The sequence below is a fragment of the Desulforudis sp. DRI-14 genome, assembly GCF_052618305.1.
Window position 1 is genome coordinate 231,918 of sequence record NZ_JBQXEZ010000002.1, and the last position, 17,480, is coordinate 249,397.

General features: G+C 59.3%; 15 protein-coding genes and 1 tRNA gene. 13 read left to right on the forward strand and 3 right to left on the reverse strand.

Translation table 11 applies throughout. The features are described 5' to 3' along the window. Positions 1–66 precede the first annotated feature (66 nt). From ACUM6F_RS02900 to ACUM6F_RS02910, 3 genes are all read left to right on the forward strand, one after another. Positions 67–264 carry a cold-shock protein gene (locus tag ACUM6F_RS02900; protein WP_425621682.1) on the forward strand — a complete coding sequence of 66 codons (198 nt, stop codon included), beginning with the start codon at positions 67–69 and terminating at the stop codon, positions 262–264. A gap of 175 nt (positions 265–439) precedes the next feature. Then, a complete protein-coding gene (locus ACUM6F_RS02905; RefSeq protein WP_445348323.1) occupies positions 440–1,699 on the forward strand; it encodes an exonuclease SbcCD subunit D in 1,260 nt (419 codons plus the stop codon). After that, positions 1,696–5,316 carry an AAA family ATPase gene (locus tag ACUM6F_RS02910; protein WP_445348324.1) on the forward strand — a complete coding sequence of 1,207 codons (3,621 nt, stop codon included), beginning with the start codon at positions 1,696–1,698 and terminating at the stop codon, positions 5,314–5,316. Before ACUM6F_RS02905 ends, ACUM6F_RS02910 begins: the two co-directional genes overlap by 4 nt. Positions 5,317–5,398: 82 nt before the next feature. Here ACUM6F_RS02910 and ACUM6F_RS02915 read toward each other — a convergent pair. Continuing rightward, a tRNA-Leu gene (locus ACUM6F_RS02915) sits at positions 5,399–5,483 on the reverse strand. Positions 5,484–5,675: 192 nt separating this feature from the next. Here ACUM6F_RS02915 and ACUM6F_RS02920 point away from each other — a divergent pair. The 6 genes from ACUM6F_RS02920 (at position 5,676) to ACUM6F_RS02945 (ending at position 10,468) form a co-directional block, all read left to right on the forward strand. Beyond that, entirely contained in the window at positions 5,676–6,053 is a 378-nt protein-coding gene (locus ACUM6F_RS02920; RefSeq protein WP_426377696.1) for a recombinase family protein, read from the forward strand. Positions 6,054–6,282: 229 nt separating this feature from the next. Further along, positions 6,283–6,612, forward strand: coding sequence for a hypothetical protein (locus ACUM6F_RS02925; protein ID WP_425621686.1), 330 nt, complete (start codon positions 6,283–6,285; stop codon positions 6,610–6,612). A 169-nt stretch (positions 6,613–6,781) separates the two neighbouring features. Next, positions 6,782–7,426 (forward strand): AAA family ATPase, encoded by a 645-nt coding sequence (locus ACUM6F_RS02930; RefSeq protein ID WP_425621687.1) that lies wholly within the window; start codon positions 6,782–6,784, stop codon positions 7,424–7,426. 38 nt (positions 7,427–7,464) lie between these two features. Then, positions 7,465–9,045, forward strand: coding sequence for a sensor histidine kinase (locus ACUM6F_RS02935; RefSeq protein ID WP_425621688.1), 1,581 nt, complete (start codon positions 7,465–7,467; stop codon positions 9,043–9,045). Between the two features lie 22 nt (positions 9,046–9,067). Then, positions 9,068–9,763 (forward strand): response regulator transcription factor, encoded by a 696-nt coding sequence (locus tag ACUM6F_RS02940; protein WP_445348325.1) that lies wholly within the window; start codon positions 9,068–9,070, stop codon positions 9,761–9,763. Between the two features lie 39 nt (positions 9,764–9,802). After that, positions 9,803–10,468: an endonuclease III domain-containing protein gene (locus tag ACUM6F_RS02945; RefSeq protein WP_425621690.1), complete on the forward strand. Its 666-nt coding sequence runs from the start codon at positions 9,803–9,805 to the stop codon at positions 10,466–10,468. 124 nt (positions 10,469–10,592) lie between these two features. Here the strand turns inward: ACUM6F_RS02945 and ACUM6F_RS02950 are convergent, their stop codons facing one another. Both ACUM6F_RS02950 and ACUM6F_RS02955 read right to left on the reverse strand, forming a co-directional pair. Further along, a complete protein-coding gene (locus ACUM6F_RS02950; protein ID WP_425621691.1) occupies positions 10,593–10,784 on the reverse strand; it encodes a hypothetical protein in 192 nt (63 codons plus the stop codon). Positions 10,785–10,846: 62 nt separating this feature from the next. Beyond that, positions 10,847–12,316, reverse strand: coding sequence for a metallophosphoesterase family protein (locus ACUM6F_RS02955; protein WP_445348326.1), 1,470 nt, complete (start codon positions 12,314–12,316; stop codon positions 10,847–10,849). Between the two features lie 190 nt (positions 12,317–12,506). Between ACUM6F_RS02955 and ACUM6F_RS02960 the strand changes: the two genes are divergently transcribed. From ACUM6F_RS02960 to ACUM6F_RS02975, 4 genes are all read left to right on the forward strand, one after another. Further along, positions 12,507–14,219, forward strand: a complete 1,713-nt coding sequence (locus ACUM6F_RS02960) for a zinc dependent phospholipase C family protein (protein WP_445348327.1) — start codon at positions 12,507–12,509, stop codon at positions 14,217–14,219. 86 nt (positions 14,220–14,305) lie between these two features. Then, a complete protein-coding gene (locus ACUM6F_RS02965; RefSeq protein ID WP_445348328.1) occupies positions 14,306–15,238 on the forward strand; it encodes a D-alanine--D-alanine ligase in 933 nt (310 codons plus the stop codon). Positions 15,239–15,257: 19 nt separating this feature from the next. Then, positions 15,258–15,947: a deoxyribose-phosphate aldolase gene (gene deoC, locus ACUM6F_RS02970; protein ID WP_425621694.1), complete on the forward strand. Its 690-nt coding sequence runs from the start codon at positions 15,258–15,260 to the stop codon at positions 15,945–15,947. Between the two features lie 274 nt (positions 15,948–16,221). Beyond that, positions 16,222–17,370 carry a tetratricopeptide repeat protein gene (locus ACUM6F_RS02975; protein ID WP_426377694.1) on the forward strand — a complete coding sequence of 383 codons (1,149 nt, stop codon included), beginning with the start codon at positions 16,222–16,224 and terminating at the stop codon, positions 17,368–17,370. Positions 17,371–17,480 lie beyond the last annotated feature (110 nt).

Sequence of the window (17,480 nt, forward strand, 5' to 3'; positions counted from 1 at the left end):
GGTTCGGTTATTCGTCTACCGCAAGGGTAAGTATTAAGAGATGAATCACTTACAGGAGGAATAGTCTTGTTAGGAACAGTCAAATGGTTTAACGACTCTAAAGGCTACGGCTTTATCGAGGGGGAAGACGGAACCGACGTGTTCGTACACTTTTCGGCGATTCAGGGGTCCGGTTTTCGATCGCTGGCGGAAGGCCAGAGGGTGAGGTTTGAAGTCGTCAGCGGTCCCCGCGGCCAACAGGCGTCCAACGTCGAAGTGCTCTAAGACAATCCGGCAAAAAGGCAAGCCCTGTGAGTCAAGCATCACGGGGCTTTTACATTTTTTTGCCCGGTACAAAGGTTTTCAGGCGTCACCTCATGCCTGTTTGCCGGGCCGGTATGAAGGTATCGGTATCCTCTTGCAGAAGATATTGTCATCAGCTTAAGAGGAGTGGCAGCCCGTGCGTTTTTTGCACACCTCCGACTGGCACCTCGGGCGGACCCTGGAGGGAAGGAGCCGCCAGGATGAACAGGAGGAATTCTCCCAGGAACTCTGCCGCCTGGCGGACGATGAAAAAATAGACGCCGTCCTCGTAGCCGGGGATGTGTTTGACACCTTCAACCCCTCCTCGGCGGCCGAGCAGCTTTTTTACGACACCCTCGACCAGCTTGCGGCCGGCGGGAGGCGGGCGGTGGTGGTCATCGCCGGCAACCACGACAGTCCCGAACGCCTCGTGGCGGCATCCCCGCTGGCGCGGCGGCACGGCATCGTCCTTTTGGGTCTGCCGGACGACCAGCCGCCCGTCGCTCCCGGAGCAGGTCTCGATAACGTCAGTGTGGTGCTTGCCGGAGGGGCTTCTTGGCTGGAGCTGGCTGTCCCCGGCTGCGATCACACGGCCGTCATTCTAGCTTTGCCGTACCCTTCGGAAGCCAGGCTGGGGGAGCTGTTGCAGGAGCCTCTCGACGACGAGGCCGCCTTGCAGCAGGCCTATTCGGCCAAAATCCGCAGGCTGTTCGGCCGACTAACCGCCAACTATCGCCCTGACACCGTTAATATTGCGATGAGTCACATGTTTGTACAGGGGGGGCGGACGAGCGATTCGGAGCGCCCCGTCTTTTCCCTTGGCGGAGCCAACACGGTGCTGCCCGAAGACCTGCCGGGCGGCGCGCAGTACGTCGCGCTGGGTCATCTCCACCGGCCCCAGGCCGTCAGCCGAAGGGCGGCGGTTTGCCGTTACGCGGGGGCGCCGCTGGCCTACAGCTTTTCCGAGGCCGGGCAGGCCAAGTCGGTAGCGGTGGTGGATGTCCAACCCGGCCGGCCGGCCGTCGTGCGCGAGGTTCCGTTGACCGGCGGGCGCCCGCTGGTCCGCTGGCAGGCCGCCGAAGGACTGGACCAGGTTTACCGCTGGCTCGACGAGGGCCGCGACCCGCGCGCCTGGATAGACCTCGAGGTTACGGTCGGCGGGCCGCTCTCCCTCCAGGAAGTGCACGAGTTGCGTAGGGCCTGTGCGCGCTTTGTCCATATCAGGGCGGTTTATCCCGAGCTGCAGCGCGACAGGCAAGCCGAGTCCCGGGCCGGCCTGCCCGTCGACCAGCTCTTCAAAAGGTTCTACGCGCGCAAATACGGAACGGAACCCGACGGGCAGCTGGTCGCCCTTTTCCTGGAGATGCTGGGCGAGGGCGGGGAAGACCGTCCGGAGGAAAGTGACGGCCTGCGATGAAACCCGTCAGCCTGAAAATCACCGGACTGCATAGTTTCAGGGAACCACAGGCCGTCGATTTCGAGCGGCTGTGCGAGGCCGGTCTCTTTGGGATTTTCGGCCCCACCGGCAGCGGCAAGTCCACCATCCTGGACGCCATCACCTTAAGCCTGTACGGCAAAGTGGAACGGGCCTCCCACGGCACGCACGGCATTTTGAACCACGCCGAGCAGCGGGTGCTGGTCGAATTCACCTTCGAGTTGAACCATCCGGAGGGAAGAAAGCGTTACCGGGTGGAGCGGGCATATAAGCGCGGGGAGAACAACTCCGTAACCACCGCCGGGGCGCGCTTGGTCGAGGTGGCGGAGGACGGCGAGGTCCCGCTGGCCGAGAAAGCCGGGCTCGTAACCAGCCGGGTCGAAGCGTTGCTAGGCCTGAACATCGACGACTTCACCAGGGCGGTGGTCCTGCCGCAAGGCAAATTTGATGAGTTTTTGAAGAAGATAAGGCCCGTTGACCGCCGCGGCATGCTGGAGCGGCTTTTCGGCCTCGCCGAGTATGGTGAAAAACTCAGGCAAAAGGTTGACAGCCGCTTGCAGAAAGCAACCCGGGAGTTAGCCGGCATGGAAGGGGAACTGGACGGGCTGGGAGACGCTTCGGACGAGGCCCTCGAACTTGCCGCGCAGCGGCTTGACCAGGCCAGGGCGCACGCGGAAGAGGCTGAGAGCCGCTGTCGCCTTATAGAACAAAGGTATAAGGCTGCCGAAGAGGTGTGGAAATGGCAGGAGGAGCTTGCCGGTATCGAGCGCGAGGCGGCTCTTCGGCAAGAACAGGAGCCTGAAATCTTTCGGCTGCATGAGAAACTCCACGCTGCCGCCCGCGCCGGCAAAGCGCAGCCTTTCCTGGTCGAAGCCGACGAAGCCGCGATGGCCTGCGCCGACGCCCGGAAGGATCTGGAAGACGCGCAGGCGAAGCTCGCCCTGGCAAGTGAGGAAGCCCGGAAGGCGGAAGAGATGCTGCGGCAGACCCGCGGCAACCGGCAGCGCGAAGAACCCGCGCTTCAGACATTAAAAGCCCGACTTACGCGCGGCGTCGCGCTCGAAAAGGAAGTCGGCAGGCTCAAAGAGAATGAAGCAAGCCTTTTAGCAGCCTCAAAGACCTTGCAGGGGCAGAAGGACAGTGTCGAGACCGCCCTTGACGATTACCGGCGGAAAAAGGAGCGGCTCGAAGAGGAACTCCGGCAGTGCAGGGCGCGCATCGCCGAGACGCAGGTCGACCCGGAACGGCGCAAGCAAGTGGCGGGGGCTTGGCTGGCCTTGCAGCAGTTGCGAGGCGCGGAAACCGAGAACGCCGGGGCGCAGGTCTACCGTCAGGAAAAGGAGGAGCGGCTGAGCAAGGCCAAGCAGTCTTTGGCCGAGGCCGCGAATGCCGAGCGACAGGCCCGTCTTAAGCTTGAAAAGGTCGGCCGCGAGGAAAGAGAGACGCGGGAAAGCCGGCCGCCGGACGACGACATCGCGCTCCAGGACCTGGTGCGCGAGCTGGAGCGCCTTCGCGGCCTTGTCGGCCAGGCCGCCCGCCTGGCTGCGGATATGGAAGAGACTCATAAGCTTTTAACGCTCAAACAATCGGAGTTCACCGCTGCGGAGGACGCCCGCCGGAAAGCCGTCACAGCGCTGGCGGCAGCCGAACCGAGGGTTGATGAAGCGCAACGTCTCGTGCATGCGGCGGAAGAACGGCTGAACGAGCTGCGCGCGCGGAACATGGCCGGTCACCTCGCCCGGCTGCTTAAAACGGGAGAGCCCTGCCCGGTATGCGGGTCAACCGAACACCCTTTGCCGGCGCTCGCGGGCGGGGGAGAGGAAATAACGCTGGCGGAAGAGGAACTGCGAGATGCGCAGGCTTCCCTGGCAACCGCCCGGAACGCGCTGGCGAAGGCGCAGCGGGAGGAGTCCGCCGCCGCGGAGCGGCTGAGGTCGGCCGGCGTCGCCGTTCAGGAAGTCGAAGCGCACCTTGGGTCCCTGGAGAACCAGATGGCTTCGCTGCGTCAGGAGATGCCCGGCGACTGGACAGGGCTGGCGGCCGGGAAGATGCAAGCCGAGCTTTCCCGGCGGGAAACCGGATTGCAGGCGAAGCGCGAAGCCTGGAGCAACTGGCAGAAAAAACTCGACGAAAAGTCCCGGGCCCTGGAGGCGGCCCGGGAAAAGCATAACGAAACAGCCAGGGCGCTGGCCCGGGCTGAAAGCGCCTGCCGGGCCGCGGAGACTGCAGCGAGGGAGGCCGCCGAAAGAGCCTCGGCGGCGGCGGCACGGACCGAACAGTGCCGTATCCGGCTCGATGAGGCGCGGGGGGAGATTCCGGCCGAAACGCTGGAAGAAGCAAACCGTCAGATTCAACAGTCCGACAGCCGGCGAGCGGCTCTGGAAAAGAAGCGCGAGCAGCTGGAAAACGAACTCGCGGGCATTGCCGGGAATATCGACGGCTTGCTTGCCCGGCGCGATGAATTGAATGTCAAGGTGTCGGGAAGTCAGGAAAGACTGGCGGCTCTGCACTCGGCCTACAGGGAAAAGAACACCGAGCTCAGGGAGATCACCGGCGGCCGACCGGCCGGCGAGCTGCTCGAACGGACCGAGGCGCGCCTGTACGAGCTGGCCGCAGCCGAAGAGCAGGCCCGGGAGGCGGCGGAGCGGACCGCGAACGCAAGGGCTGCGCTGGAGCAGGCTGTCGCCGCCGCCCAAAAGGCGGTGAGCCTGGCCGGGGAAAGGATGGACAAAAGCTCGGCCAGGCTGAAAGCCGTCCTTGCCGAACTGCGCTTCGCCACGCGCCACGAGGCCGAACAGGCGCTGCTCACTTCTGAAGAACAGGATCAGTTTCAGAAGAAGGTTGATGCATTCCGCGAGGAAAACGAAAGGCTGGCCGGCCTGATCCGTAACCTGAAAGAGAAGCTGGGGGGCCGCACGGTATCCCCGGCGGAATGGCAGGCCTGCCGGGACGAACTGGCGGTCGCCCAGCGCGAGCGGACCGATGCCGTGGAACAAAGAGGCGCCGCCCTGCTTGTCTGGCAAAAAGCGGCCCAGGCCAATACCCGGTGGAAAAAACTGAAGCAGCTCGCCGATAGAACCGCGGGCCTGAAAAAAAGGCTGGAGACGCTGAAAGAACTGTTTCGCGGCAACGCCTTCGTCGATTTTCTGGCCGAGGAGCAGTTGGACAGCGTGACGCGGGACGCATCGGTCCGGCTCGGCCAGCTGACCGGTCACCGCTACGCCTTGGAGGTCGATTCCGAAGGCGGTTTTGTGATCCGCGACGAGGCCAACGGCGGCGTCAAACGATCCGTAAGCACCCTTTCCGGCGGGGAGACCTTCGTCACCTCCCTGGCCCTGGCCCTGGCCCTCTCGGCGCAGATACAATTGAAGGGCCGTTACCCGCTGGAGTTCTTCTTCCTGGACGAGGGTTTCGGCAGCCTGGACCCCGATCTTCTCGAAGTGGTGGTTTCGACCCTGGAGAGGCTGCGTTTGGTGCACCTCAACATCGGCGTTATCAGCCACGTGCCCGAATTAAGAAATCGCCTGCCCAGGCGCCTGGTCGTCCACCCGGCCGACCCTTCCGGCACCGGCAGCCGGTTGGAACAGGAGATGGGCTAAGGATGGACAAAAACCTGAAGAAGGTTGCCTAACAAATCAAAAAGACCTTGGAATCAATCCCAAGGTCTTATCATTATAAGCTTGGTGTCGGAGGTGGGACTTGAACCCACACGGGGGTAACCCACACGCCCCTCAAACGTGCGCGTCTGCCATTCCGCCACTCCGACATTGTGAACATTTTTTATTTTACCCGGCGACGGGCCGAAAGTCAACCGGAAAGCCGCCCGCCATTGGCGATTACGAGACTTTTCCAGTCACACCGCGCCCATGTAAATTATATTATAGCACAAAGGTGTTGTTTAACAAAAACTTCTTTGCGCATTCGGCCGGGGATCCCAACAGTCAAAAGGAGCACGTCCATGATATCCGTAATCTATGTGCGCAGCCCTGCAGGCGGATCTGTGCATGAAATAGAAGCGCAAATCGAACAGTGCAGGGATTATGCCAGGCGGCTGGGTTCCAAGTCCATAGAGGTATACTCGGACATCGGGGCGACCGGCTGGACCCTGGACCGTCCTGGGCTTCAGGCAGCGCTCAACCGGATCGAAGACGGCGACGTAGATTATTTTATTTTTTCCCATCTTTCATGTTTATCACACAGAGTCCGCGACCAGCTGCTCCTGATTAAAACACTGGAGGACATGGGTGTAGCCGTCGTTTCCGTTAAAACACCCATTCCGCACCCCCTCTCGCTGATTTGCCTGCAAGAAAAGTACCTTTGTGATCGGCCCAATTAACCTAAGTGTACCGTCTTTTGCAACTTCATCATTACCTCGACAATTTAGACCCACTTGTTAAACTGTGAGGGGAGCCTTCATACTCCTCTCTTTCTTCGCGAAGATTGTTCCTATTTGACCGGATAACTCACAAAATTGTTTGTTCCGAACCAATAACCAGAAGTTGACATACCGTTTTTATGCAATTACTATGATGACAAGTAAAGAGAGATAGAAAGGAGGCTTTGACTTGGCGTTTGAAGTTTTCCATCCGGAACAGGATATTAGACTTGTGCGTCGCAGACAACCTATTGTTACACTATCGAAAAGTGCCATCAAATTAAACAAGATGGCTCTGGACAAGCTCAATGCGGAAACGGTGGAACTGGCTTTTGACCCGGCGACGCGGGTGATCCGTTTAAAGCCGGCGGCTAAAGGCTTCGCCATCGAAAAGAAAAAGATCAGCAGCAAAGGATTTTTTAAGTATTTCGGCATCGATGCTCAAGGCAAGTTCCCGGTGCGTGTGGATGAATCGGACAGATCCATATATATTGACATCAGCCAGGCGGACAAGCGATAACGCTCCAAAGCGGTGATGCGAGTCACCGCTTTTTAGTTCCGCCCCGGTAACCGTGCAATCTGCAAGATAATCCTGAAAAACCAAAATGAAGGGATTGTCCCACGCAGTGTCGAAACAGACCATTTAAAAAACTCGATACTCAGTGCTCGTCCAAGGAGGTCGGACGTCAATGCCGGATTACGGAAAACCCAAAAAAATCGCCATCCTGGGCGGACCGGGCACAGGCAAGACCACTCTTTGCAAGCAGCTCGACGTCGATTACAGTATGGCCGGATACAAGACAGGTTTGTGCCTGGAATATGTCCGGACGTATATCGCACGTTACGGCGTTCCCACGAGCATTTTTGAACAGTTCCTGCTGTACGAAGGCCAGAAGCGCAGGGAGGAAGACCTGCACTATTGCGATCTGATCTTTTGCGATAACGCCACGATACTGAATTACGTTTACGGCCTGTTGTCCTGCGACCTAAAGAATCCCAAGGAGAGTCACGCCCTTACGCAACTGTTTACCTGGGCCATAAAGGACCTTCCCGCATACGAGATCTTTTATATACCCCGGGAGTTTGAGCTCACTGAAGACGGCATCCGATACCAGGACGAGGATGCTGCTGTTCTCCTTGACCGCAAAATCAAGGCGCTGTTGGATCTTATGCACGTGCCCTACACTGTAGTCGGCGGTGATCTCGCCACCCGTGTCGCCCTGGTAAAGGAGAAGATCGGTTTCGAGGACATGCGCCATCGTATACGCGATGAAGAACCTTGCCAGTGCGGAGTTCCCTCGTGTCACGGTGTCACATCGGTAATAGGTGACTAGCATCCCATCTCTTGCGTGACGGAGCAGGGGGGAAAGCGTTGGCTGAGACGGCATCCGATTCCAGTTCGGAAAACTGGCGTTTAAATTTCTTTATCGCCGTTTCCATCACCGTTGCCTCGATAATACTAGTAGCCTTTGCCAGCTCCAACCCCTTTTCGCTTACCGAGGAAACTTACTTTCAATTCCATACTTTCTCCGAGGTCCTCAGCGTCGTCATCTGCCTCAGCATTTACGTTGTGGCGGGATTTCGTTACGAGCAGACCAGCGAATGGCAGGACCTCAATCTTTCAATGACCTTCCTCGTAGTCGGGCTGCTCCATTTCGCGCACAGCATGTCTTCCCCGGGTATCGATTACTTTCTGACGCCAAATAGTCTCCAGAAATCCGCGGTCTTTGACAGTATGGCCAGGCTGGTTATGGCTGCCGGCCTGCTGTTTTTCGTAGCTGTAAAGCCCCACTTCATTCGCCACCGATGGCCGCTCGGGATCTGCACCCTGGGGACCTTCATCGGAACGGTCGCCCTGATCGTCTTTGTGTCGTATTACGCTCAGTTCTTCCCGGCCCTATACATGCTCGGGGAAAACGATACCGCACCCAAGTTTGCATCCGAGGTGCTGATTATCCTGATCAGCTTGGTGGCTCTCGTTTTCGCCGTATTGGGACGTATTACGGGAGAAGCCAGGACGGCGCTGCTGATCACGCTGCTGCTGCTGATTTTCGTGGGGATATTCAAGTACAGCCGCGTGGTCTATCTCGACACCTACAATATCTTTGGACACATCTACAAGTTCCTCGCTTTCTCCACCCTTTTCTGGTGGTTGTTCGTTTCGGCTGTCCGCGCGCTGTACCAGGCCAACGAGCAGCTTTCCAACGCCAACAGGGCCCTGGCCCGGTCCAACCGCATGAAAAGCGAAATCATGGCCAACACGAGTCACGAGCTGCGCACGCCGCTGACTTCGATCTTGGCCTTTTCCGAACTCCTTCTCGACAGGCATACGGGAAGGCTCAACGCGGTACAGGAGGATTACATCCACGAAATCAACGACAGCGCGGCCGCCCTGCTCAGGCAGATCAACAACATCCTCAACCTCTCCAAGGTCGAGGCGGGAAAGCTCGTCCTTAATCTTGAGCTGACCGATCCCGTCAAGCTGGTCCAGGATACCGTCAGCAGCATGCGCGCCCTGTTTCACAAGCAGGGGCTGACGGTTGAGGTGGTCAACGACTTCGGGGACCAGATGCTTCACCTTGACGCAGACAAGATCAAGCAGGTGCTGATAAACTTGCTATCCAACGCCGCCAAGTTCACCCCCGCAGGGGGGAAAGTCGTCATAACGCTCGGCAGAACCGATCACTCTCCCTCGAAGCTGCGGATAACGGTGCGCGATACAGGCGTGGGCATCGCTCCCGAGCATATCAAGAAGGTTTTTCATAAGTTCTACCAGGTTGACAACGTTCCCTCGCGGCTTTTCCGCGGCAGCGGCCTGGGATTGACGGTAGCGCGCCACATCGTGATGGCGCACGGGGGGACGATCGAGGTTAAAAGCACCCCCGGGCGGGGGACGGAATTTATCGTTGATTTATGTATAATTACAGAAGAAATGATTGAAGAAGCCGGCTAAAAGGGTTTTTGGGGGAGGCAACGTGTCCAAGCAAACCATTCTGGTCGTCGATGACGACCCCAAAGTGATCAAGATATTGACCCACGTCTTGACCCGGGAGGGGTACGAGGTGGTCAGCGCCGCCGACGGCTTTGAGGCGCTGGCGGTGGACGAGCAGGTGAAGCCGAGCCTGGTGATCATGGATATCATGCTGCCCAACATGGACGGCCTTGAAGCGACGGGCAAAATCAAGGCCAGGCGCGACGTCCCGGTAATCGTCCTGTCGGCGCGTGGAGACGAAACCGACCGCATCGTCGGCTTCAAGATGGGGGCCGACGATTACCAGTGCAAACCCTTCAGCCCCGCGGAACTAGTCTTGAGGGTAAAGGCCGTCCTGCGCCGCTATGCCAGGACCTATTTCCAGCACAGCGAGGAAATCCTGCCCTACCCCGAGATCACCATCAACTCCATTACGCGCAAGGTGACCGTCCGAGGCAAAGAGGTCGAATTGACGAGCAAGGAGTTTGAACTCCTGTGGACGCTTGCTTCCCAGCCGAACCGCGTCTTCAACCGCTCCGATCTCGTCGAGCGGGTGTGGGATTCTTCCCTGGGGGACGAGAACACGCTTACGGTGCACATACGGCGCCTGCGCAAGAAAATAGAGATTGATCCCGACCGCCCGAAATTCATCAAGACGGTCTGGGGTATAGGGTATAAGTTTGAAGTCCCGGATGCTTAAGGATGATGAATGACGGCAAGATTAATCGCAGGTGATAGATTGCGCGAACTGCTGCTTGATGTGTTCAACAGGCTTTTGCATCACTTCGGCCCGCGTCACTGGTGGCCTGCCGAAACGCCTTTCGAGGTCGTCGTGGGGGCCATCCTTACCCAGCAGGTGGCATGGCGCAACGTTGAAAAAGCGATCGCCAATCTTAAAGAGGCTGGATGCCTGTCGCCTAAAGGCATCCTCGCGGTTCCCGAAGAAGCGCTGTGGGCGATGATCAGGCCCACCCGTTTTTATCGGCAGAAGGCCGCGCGCCTGCGCGAGTTCTGCCGCATGGTCGTGGAGGAATTCGAGGGCGACCTCGACGCCTTGTTTGCTCTTGACGCTCCGGTCCTGCGCTCCAGGCTCCTGGCCATCAACGGCATCGGCGAGGAAACGGCCGACAGCATCATCCTGTACGCCGCGCAGCAGCCGGTCTTCGTCATCGACAACTATACCAAGCGCATTACGGCACGCTTGGGGTGGCAGGACGGCAATGTGTCCTATGCCGCCCTGCAGCGCTGGTTTACCGAGCACCTTCCCCGGGAAACCGCCCTCTACAACGAATACCACGCGCTCATCGACGCCCTCGGCCATAACATCTGTCTCAAGGAAAAGCCACGCTGCACAGAATGCCCGCTCGGCGGGCTGTGCCGACACCCGCAAACGCCGTTAGGCTAAACGTTCCCCGAGCCGCGCGGCGACCTTGTTTTCCAAGGCGGTCAGGCTCACCGTCTTTCCCAGGAGTTCTCCGTCCACGGCGATGTCAGGCGCCTCCGTGATGTCAACCAAGAATCCACCCCTCCTAATAGATCCGGCCGATGCGGCGGTTGCGGTTCCTGTTCAGCCACCGCGGCGCCAAGCTGTTTGCCCTGATCGTAGTTTCGTTAGCCAATTCTTCATTGGTGTCGGGTGCGGCGCCATTGATGACTTCAAGATCCGCCTGGATATTCCTGATGCCTTCGGCGCTGAGCTTCCGCCTTTTCTTAACGGACATCCCCGGGCTAACCTCCCTTCGGGCGTTTTTTACGATTGCTTTTGCATTATTGTTACAAATTGTCAAAGCTTTATGTAGGCCTGGCGGATACCCGGCACCGCAACTAAAGACGGAGCCGGGTCGGCGCCTCGGGCTAACCCCCCGGCGCCCGTGTCCGTCCTGTTCAGGTGGACCATCCTGCGCTCCACGGAAAACCTTCCGGATAAGGCGTGGTATTCGATGAGGTCGACGTAGGCCAGCCGTTTGCCCTGCCAGTACGTTACGATCGCCGAGTAGGAAGCATCGCCTTTCCCGTCCAGTCCCCTGATTCCCGCCGCTCCAGAGGTTCCGGGGTTCAAGATGACGGTATCGCCGCGTTTTTCATAGCCGATCCGGTGTGTGTGGCCGTTGACGATGACTCCGGCCCGGTCGAGCAGGGGCAGGGCGGCCCGGGGATCGTGGGTCACGAGCAGGTCGGGTGCCGCGCCGCCGTCGAGGGCTTTGCGGAGCTGCTCCGTCTGCCGGGCCAGGCCTGCCGCCTCTTCTTGCTCCGATTTCGCCGCCGCGGCGGAAGCGAAGGACAGGGGATCGGGAGCGCCCAGCACTTCCAACTGTCCGATCCTTTCCGGCTTGTCGCGCAGCACGCGGCCGTTAGGCAGCGCGTCGACAAACCGCATGACGTCGGGCGTGTCGTGGTTCCCCGGCGTAAAAAGGTAAGGCACACCAAAAGCGCTGATCTCGGAGGCGCTGCGCACTTCGAGCGGCGACCCGAAATCGGTCAGGTCCCCGGCATCCACAACGTACTCCACGTTGAATTCCCGGACGATGTCCCCGACAAAGCGAAAACCCACGGGGTTGCTGTGCAGATCGGAAATCAGCAGCACCCTGGTGACATTCTTTTCATCCGCCGTGCCCGCGAGGGCTAGGTTTCTCACTTTGCCTGACAGGGTCTGGATGTTGTCGACGACGACCCCCGTATTCTCCTTGATGTTTTGCACCCGGGAGGCGAGGTCCTGGGCCAGGTCAAGGACCCTGGGGGCCGCTGCCACGGCCCCGTGGTATTCCGGCTCCCTGAAGGCGCCCATGTCAAAACTGCTCACGCTGTAGGCCAGCAAGGACCCGGTAAGGATCAGTCCGCCCAGAGCGGCGATAAGCACCCTGCGCCAGTCCATTCTCCAGAAAAGCCAGACGAGGACGGCCGCGCCCAGGCCCCCCAGGAGCACCTGCCGCACGGCAAATCCGGGTATCATCCCCTCGAGGTCGCTCCGGACCGCCTTGACAACCTCGGGGTAAGCCGATTCCCCTATGAGAACGTCGCCGAAGGCCTCCGGTTCGATCTCCGTAAGGGTGACTTTAAAAGTCAAAGGCCCCGAATGCGTAGACGCGGAAAGACTCCCGAAAGGCGGCAGCTCGACAGCCGACTTTCCGGGCCAGCCAAATTCAAGGCCTACGCGGAATTTGAGGCCCTCGACCTCGCGGGTGACGGGACCGAGCAAAGAGACCAGCAGCATCACGCCTGCGGCCACGGTAAGGACGACCCCGATCGCCCGCATTATGGATAGGATTGAAAACCCCCGCGGCAGGGGTAGAGGCATACTGCGCATATAACCCTCCGTCACCTTCACCTTATACCAGCCGCATGTTGCCCGCAACCGGAAAACCCTGGCGGGTTCCGGGCCTGTCAGCCAGGACAAAGTTCCCTTTACGGCGGCCTGAATATCATGCCTACGGGAGGGAACAGGTTTGTTGGTTAAACGCATCGTGAAATGCCTTCGCCTGGCCGTATTGCTCCCGCTTTTGCCGGCCTTGAACTGGGGGCCCTTCACCCATCCCTACATTAATAAGCGCGCTCTTGAAAAGGCCAACGACAAAGTCGGTAAATCCAGCGACCATGGCATAAACCTGGACACCCTGCGGCTGCTCAACAAGCATTCGACCGAGTTCATCTGGGGCGGCAACAGCGCCGACGCTGTTTCGGCCTATCACTTGCTGAACGACGATATAGGCATTTATGATTATGCCCACAACTACGTGCCAGATAATGCCAGGGGAGTGCCTGAATTCGGTTACCGGCTGATTAACGAGTGGAAACAGGCGGCCAAGGGGAACAGGGACTACAAACACTATTCGGAACCGGATTTCGCTACAGCCTGCGGGTGGCTGGCCCATCAGATCGCCGACTGGTACGCCCACCACGCCGCCCTTGACGCCGACGGCGAACTGCTCTCCGACCCGAGCGCGGATACCGACGGGGTGTACACCTTTTCCGGCTATTCAAACTCCCACCGCATCCTGGGCACCGGGTTTTACCCGGAAGTCCTGAAAAGCCAGACGATGACCGACCATGCCCTGGTGGAGTTTTTCCACGACGCCTTGATCTACCAGAAAATGCAGCCCGAAGACCTGGACGGCGTGCACGTCAGGTTGTTCGACGAGCATATCGGCCCCGACGGGCGGCCTTACAATCTCCTGACGGACACCTCGGAGCGCTACCGGGGACTGGCGTCCCGCATTTGTCCCGGCCAGATCCCCGCGCTCCAACAGAACTTTAAACTGGTGCTTGACGGGTTGAGGATCATCCTGGCGCTCTTCAGGTTCTTACGACCGTCGTTCCTCGAGGCGGTAAGGAACAGCATTGATTCCGCCGTTACCCTCAAACCCGACCTGGTTGAGATGTCGAGCGACTGCGTCGTCGAGCGCCTCTTTGCGGTGTCCGACGCGCAGTTGGCCGAGCTGGGGAAGGAGTTAACAGCCGCCGACCTCGATGACCATCAGATCAGCGTCAGGGACGTGACCCGTGCGGGCACCGTGCTGTTTCAACTGGCATACCGCCTGGCCTCATTTGTCGACGCCGACGCCGTGGTTCCTTGGATCGAATCGGCAGAGCAACTGCGCCTCAAGTTTTTCTGGGGGCTCGTCGACTTCCGGGTAGTGGCCCTGAGGCGGTTGCTTAATCTCATTCACAGCGAGCGTTTTCTGCGGATCGTGCCGCGTGACCATCCCGGCGCGGCGGTGCTGGCCTTTCTGAGCGAACTCCTCAGAAGCCGGTCGGCAAGTCTCGAACCGCCTCGCAAAAAGTACCGCCAACTGATGCCGCCGGTGATCACCCTGGACGGAGCGGAGGATTTGAACGACGACGAAAAAATCAGCGACGGCTTAGCCCGCGGGACAATCGGGGTCACGTTCACGCCGGCCCTGCTGGTGGATGCACCCTTTGCTTATCCGTACAAGGACCTCGACCTGCATACCTTGATCTTCCAGATCAACGGTTACGACGTTTTTGAACTTCCTGATTTATATACCGTCAGCCGGCAGTGGAAAGAGAAGATCCTGCATGTCCGGTGCACTTTGAAGAAGAAACTGCCGCCCGGGTACCATTACTTGAGGCTTGACGTCGCAGACAAAAACGGGGTGCGGGCTAAGCCTATAGAAAAGGAAATCTTCATCAGACCGTAAGCGCGGCAGAGCAGAGCGCAGAAAAGGATTTTTAGTTACCGACCAGAATAGACTTAAGTATGTCAGTAATTGCGGAGGGGATGACCTTGGCCGGAAAGATCGGCGTTCTGATGGGAGGCCGTTCGGCCGAACGGGAAGTGTCCTTGAAGAGCGGTACGGCCGTGCTGAAGGCCCTCGCGGAAAAAGGCTTGAACGCCGTCGCCATCGACCTTGGGGAAAAACCGGCGGCTCAGATTGAAGGAGCCGGCATCGAATTTGCCTTCATCGCCCTCCATGGCCGTTTTGGCGAGGACGGTACCGTCCAAGGGTTACTGGAACTGCTGGGCATTCCTTACACCGGCTCGGGTGTGCTGGCCAGCGCCCTGGGGATGAACAAGATCGCCACCAAGCGGCTGCTGAATAGCGTCGGACTGCCCAACCCCCGCTTCACCGTAGTCAAGGCCCGCCCGGCTGCCCGGGAGGGCTTCGACGAAACGGCGGCTGTAATTGCAGCGGAGATGGGCGTTCCCCTGGTGGTTAAGCCCTGTATGCAGGGCTCGTCCATTGGCGTCCACATCGTGCGCGACGCCGGGGATTTGCCGTCCGCCTTGCAAAACGCTTTTCGTTACGACAGACAACTCCTGGTCGAGGAGTTCATCCCAGGAGTCGAAATCACGGCAGCCGTGCTGGGTAACGACAACCCGGAGGTGCTGCCGCTTATCGAAATCACGTCGGCCACCGGGGTATATGATTACACCGCCAAATACACGCCCGGGAAAAGCTTCCACATCATCCCCCCGCGGCTCCCGCAGGACATCCAGGACCGCATCAAGGACCTGGCCCGCCAGACTTTTGAACTGCTCGGCTGCCGGGGCTTTGCCCGGGTGGATTTTATCGTGGGCAAGGACGGTCCCCTCATCCTTGAACTGAATACCATTCCGGGAATGACCGAGGTCAGCCTTTACCCCGACGCCGCCCGCGCCGCCGGGATCAGCTTCCCTGACCTGGTCGAGCGCCTGATCGCCCTGGGAATGGAATAAAGACGGGAGATTGGCGATAATGAACCTGAGCAAAGCGGAACTGGCCAAGCTGATTGACCACACCAACCTGAGGCCTGATGCGGTAAGAGCGGACATCGTGCGATTGTGCGCAGAAGCCAGGGAGTTCGGCTTCGGCGCGGTATGCGTGGCGTCGTGCTATACGCCGACGGCGGTCTCCCAGCTTTACGGCACGGGCATCAAAGTCTGTACCGTGATCGGCTTCCCGCACGGCACGGCCTCGCTGGCCGCCAAGGTGGCGGAGGCCAGACAGGCGGCCCTGGACGGCACCGACGAGATCGACGTTGTACTGAACGTCGGCGCCATCAAGGAAGGTGACACGGCCTACGCCATGTCGGAAGCCGACAAAGTCATCGAGGGCGCGCGTGACATTCGCAAGGATATCCACGTTAAACTGATCCTCGAAACCGGGTACCTGACCGACCAGGAGAAGCTTGTCGGCTGCTGGGTGGCTACGGGAGCCGGCGCGGATGCGGTTAAAACCTCGACGGGCTACGGCCCCAAAGGGGCCACCGCGGAGGACGTGCGATTCCTGCGCAGGGCTGTCGGCAGCGCCCTCGGGGTGAAAGCCGCCGGCGGCATCCGCAACCTGGCCTTCGCCCTGGCGATGCTGGAGGCCGGCGCCGACCGCTTGGGGACAAGCTCTGGCGTTGCGATTATGCAGGAATGGCCCGGGATGTGGGGCTGTTGAAAAACTTCGCCTGGCTTTGTCACGCTCGCCGCCCAGTGCTCACGTACCACCCAGTACGCTCCGCGCTGGCCGGCTTCGCCTTCCGCGCCATGCTCGTTTTTGAACAGCCCCTGTTTTTTCAACACGTCCGATGTAGGGGACCGCTATTCTGAACTGGAGTGTCGAACTCCTGCGTATAATCCCTACCTTTGTCGGAAGAAACTTGGAAATAATGGCAGGATAAGGAAGCTTACGCGCCGAAACCTCTACCGGAAAGAGAGGGGAGGCGCACCGAATGTACTGGATTTTTGTTCGAAGCCCATGGGCGCGAATGAAGGACAGGGTAAATCGCAGCAGCTTCTGGTATTTGAGTTCGCGCTTTTACAGGCTGATAGGCGCGGAAACGCGCGCGCTCAATCTTCTCGAGGCCGTACTGAAGAAGGTGCCGAAAAGAGCCGACCTGCATCTCGAGGCGGGGAAACTGTATCTTCATCGCGGACAGCTCGACCGGGCCGCCTGGCACCTGTCGAGAGCCAATTACGGTTTTGATACCGGTAATTTCATTGCCTGGCTTGAGGAAACAACCCTAAACGATGACAAGGAGATTCTCGGGGATCGCGCCAGGATTTTTTGCGCCCTGGGGGACTGGCACCTGCAGGCGGGCGAACCGGAGAAAGCCCTGACGATGTACGACCGGGCGATGCTCGCGGGACGGAACGTGGGCATCTCCGTACTGAACAACAGGGGTCTGGCCCTGATGCAACTCGGCAGGATGCGCGAAGCCAAGGTGCATTTCGAGCAGGCCCGCGCTTACGGCTCCAACGCCGAGCTCGAGTTCAACAGCGGTTTGCTCTACAGCAAGCTCGGCCAGCACCGGGAAGCCGTCGATTGTTACGAGTCGGCCCAGCGGCACGGCTTTAATTCTGTCGAACTGCTTAACAACAAGGGCTTCAGCCTTTTCCACCTCCGCCGCTATGAAGAGGCCGTACTGTGCTACGAACTGGCCAGAAAACTGGCCCCCGCCGACCCTACCGTGCTGGCCAATCTTGCTGCCTGTTACGAAGTGACAGAGCAATACACCAAAGCGGTGAGCGTGTATTACGCCGCCTTGAAGTACGCGCCGAACGACGCCGCGCTCCACAACAACCTTGCCGTCTGCCTGGTGAAGCTCCAAAAATTTGCCGACGCCTTGCCGCACCACGACCGGGCGTTGGCGCTGGTCCCGCAAAACACTGTTTACCACGCCAACCGGGCCATCTGCCTGGGTCACCTGGGCAACGCCGAGGAGGCGACGAAGATCTTCCAGCACCTGCTGGCGAAAGACCCAAGGAACACGCTCCTCTGGGGCCTGTACGGTGACTTTCTGGCCCAGCTGCAGCGTATGGACGAAGCGGTCGACGCCTACAATCTGTCCCTGGGCCTGGTCGATCCGGGCGCCGCATAAATAGCTGTAAGCTATAGGTGATAAGGAGCAGCACATCGTTTACATCCAGGGTAGTTTGTATCCTAAACTACAATTTCTCGACCCTGGTAACCAACGATAACGGTTACAGC

Bases quoted from the DNA above. Each gene is read 5' to 3' on its own strand.
- ACUM6F_RS02910 (WP_445348324.1), top strand. From the start codon at position 1,696: ATGAAACCCGTCAGCCTGAAAATCACCGGACTGCATAGTTTCAGGGAA.
- ACUM6F_RS02920 (WP_426377696.1), top strand. From the start codon at position 5,676: ATGATATCCGTAATCTATGTGCGCAGCCCTGCAGGCGGATCTGTGCAT.
- ACUM6F_RS02930 (WP_425621687.1), top strand. From the start codon at position 6,782: ATGCCGGATTACGGAAAACCCAAAAAAATCGCCATCCTGGGCGGACCG.
- ACUM6F_RS02950 (WP_425621691.1), bottom strand. From the start codon at position 10,784: ATGTCCGTTAAGAAAAGGCGGAAGCTCAGCGCCGAAGGCATCAGGAAT.
- ACUM6F_RS02955 (WP_445348326.1), bottom strand. From the start codon at position 12,316: ATGCGGGCGATCGGGGTCGTCCTTACCGTGGCCGCAGGCGTGATGCTG.
- deoC (WP_425621694.1), top strand. From the start codon at position 15,258: ATGAACCTGAGCAAAGCGGAACTGGCCAAGCTGATTGACCACACCAAC.
- ACUM6F_RS02975 (WP_426377694.1), top strand. From the start codon at position 16,222: ATGTACTGGATTTTTGTTCGAAGCCCATGGGCGCGAATGAAGGACAGG.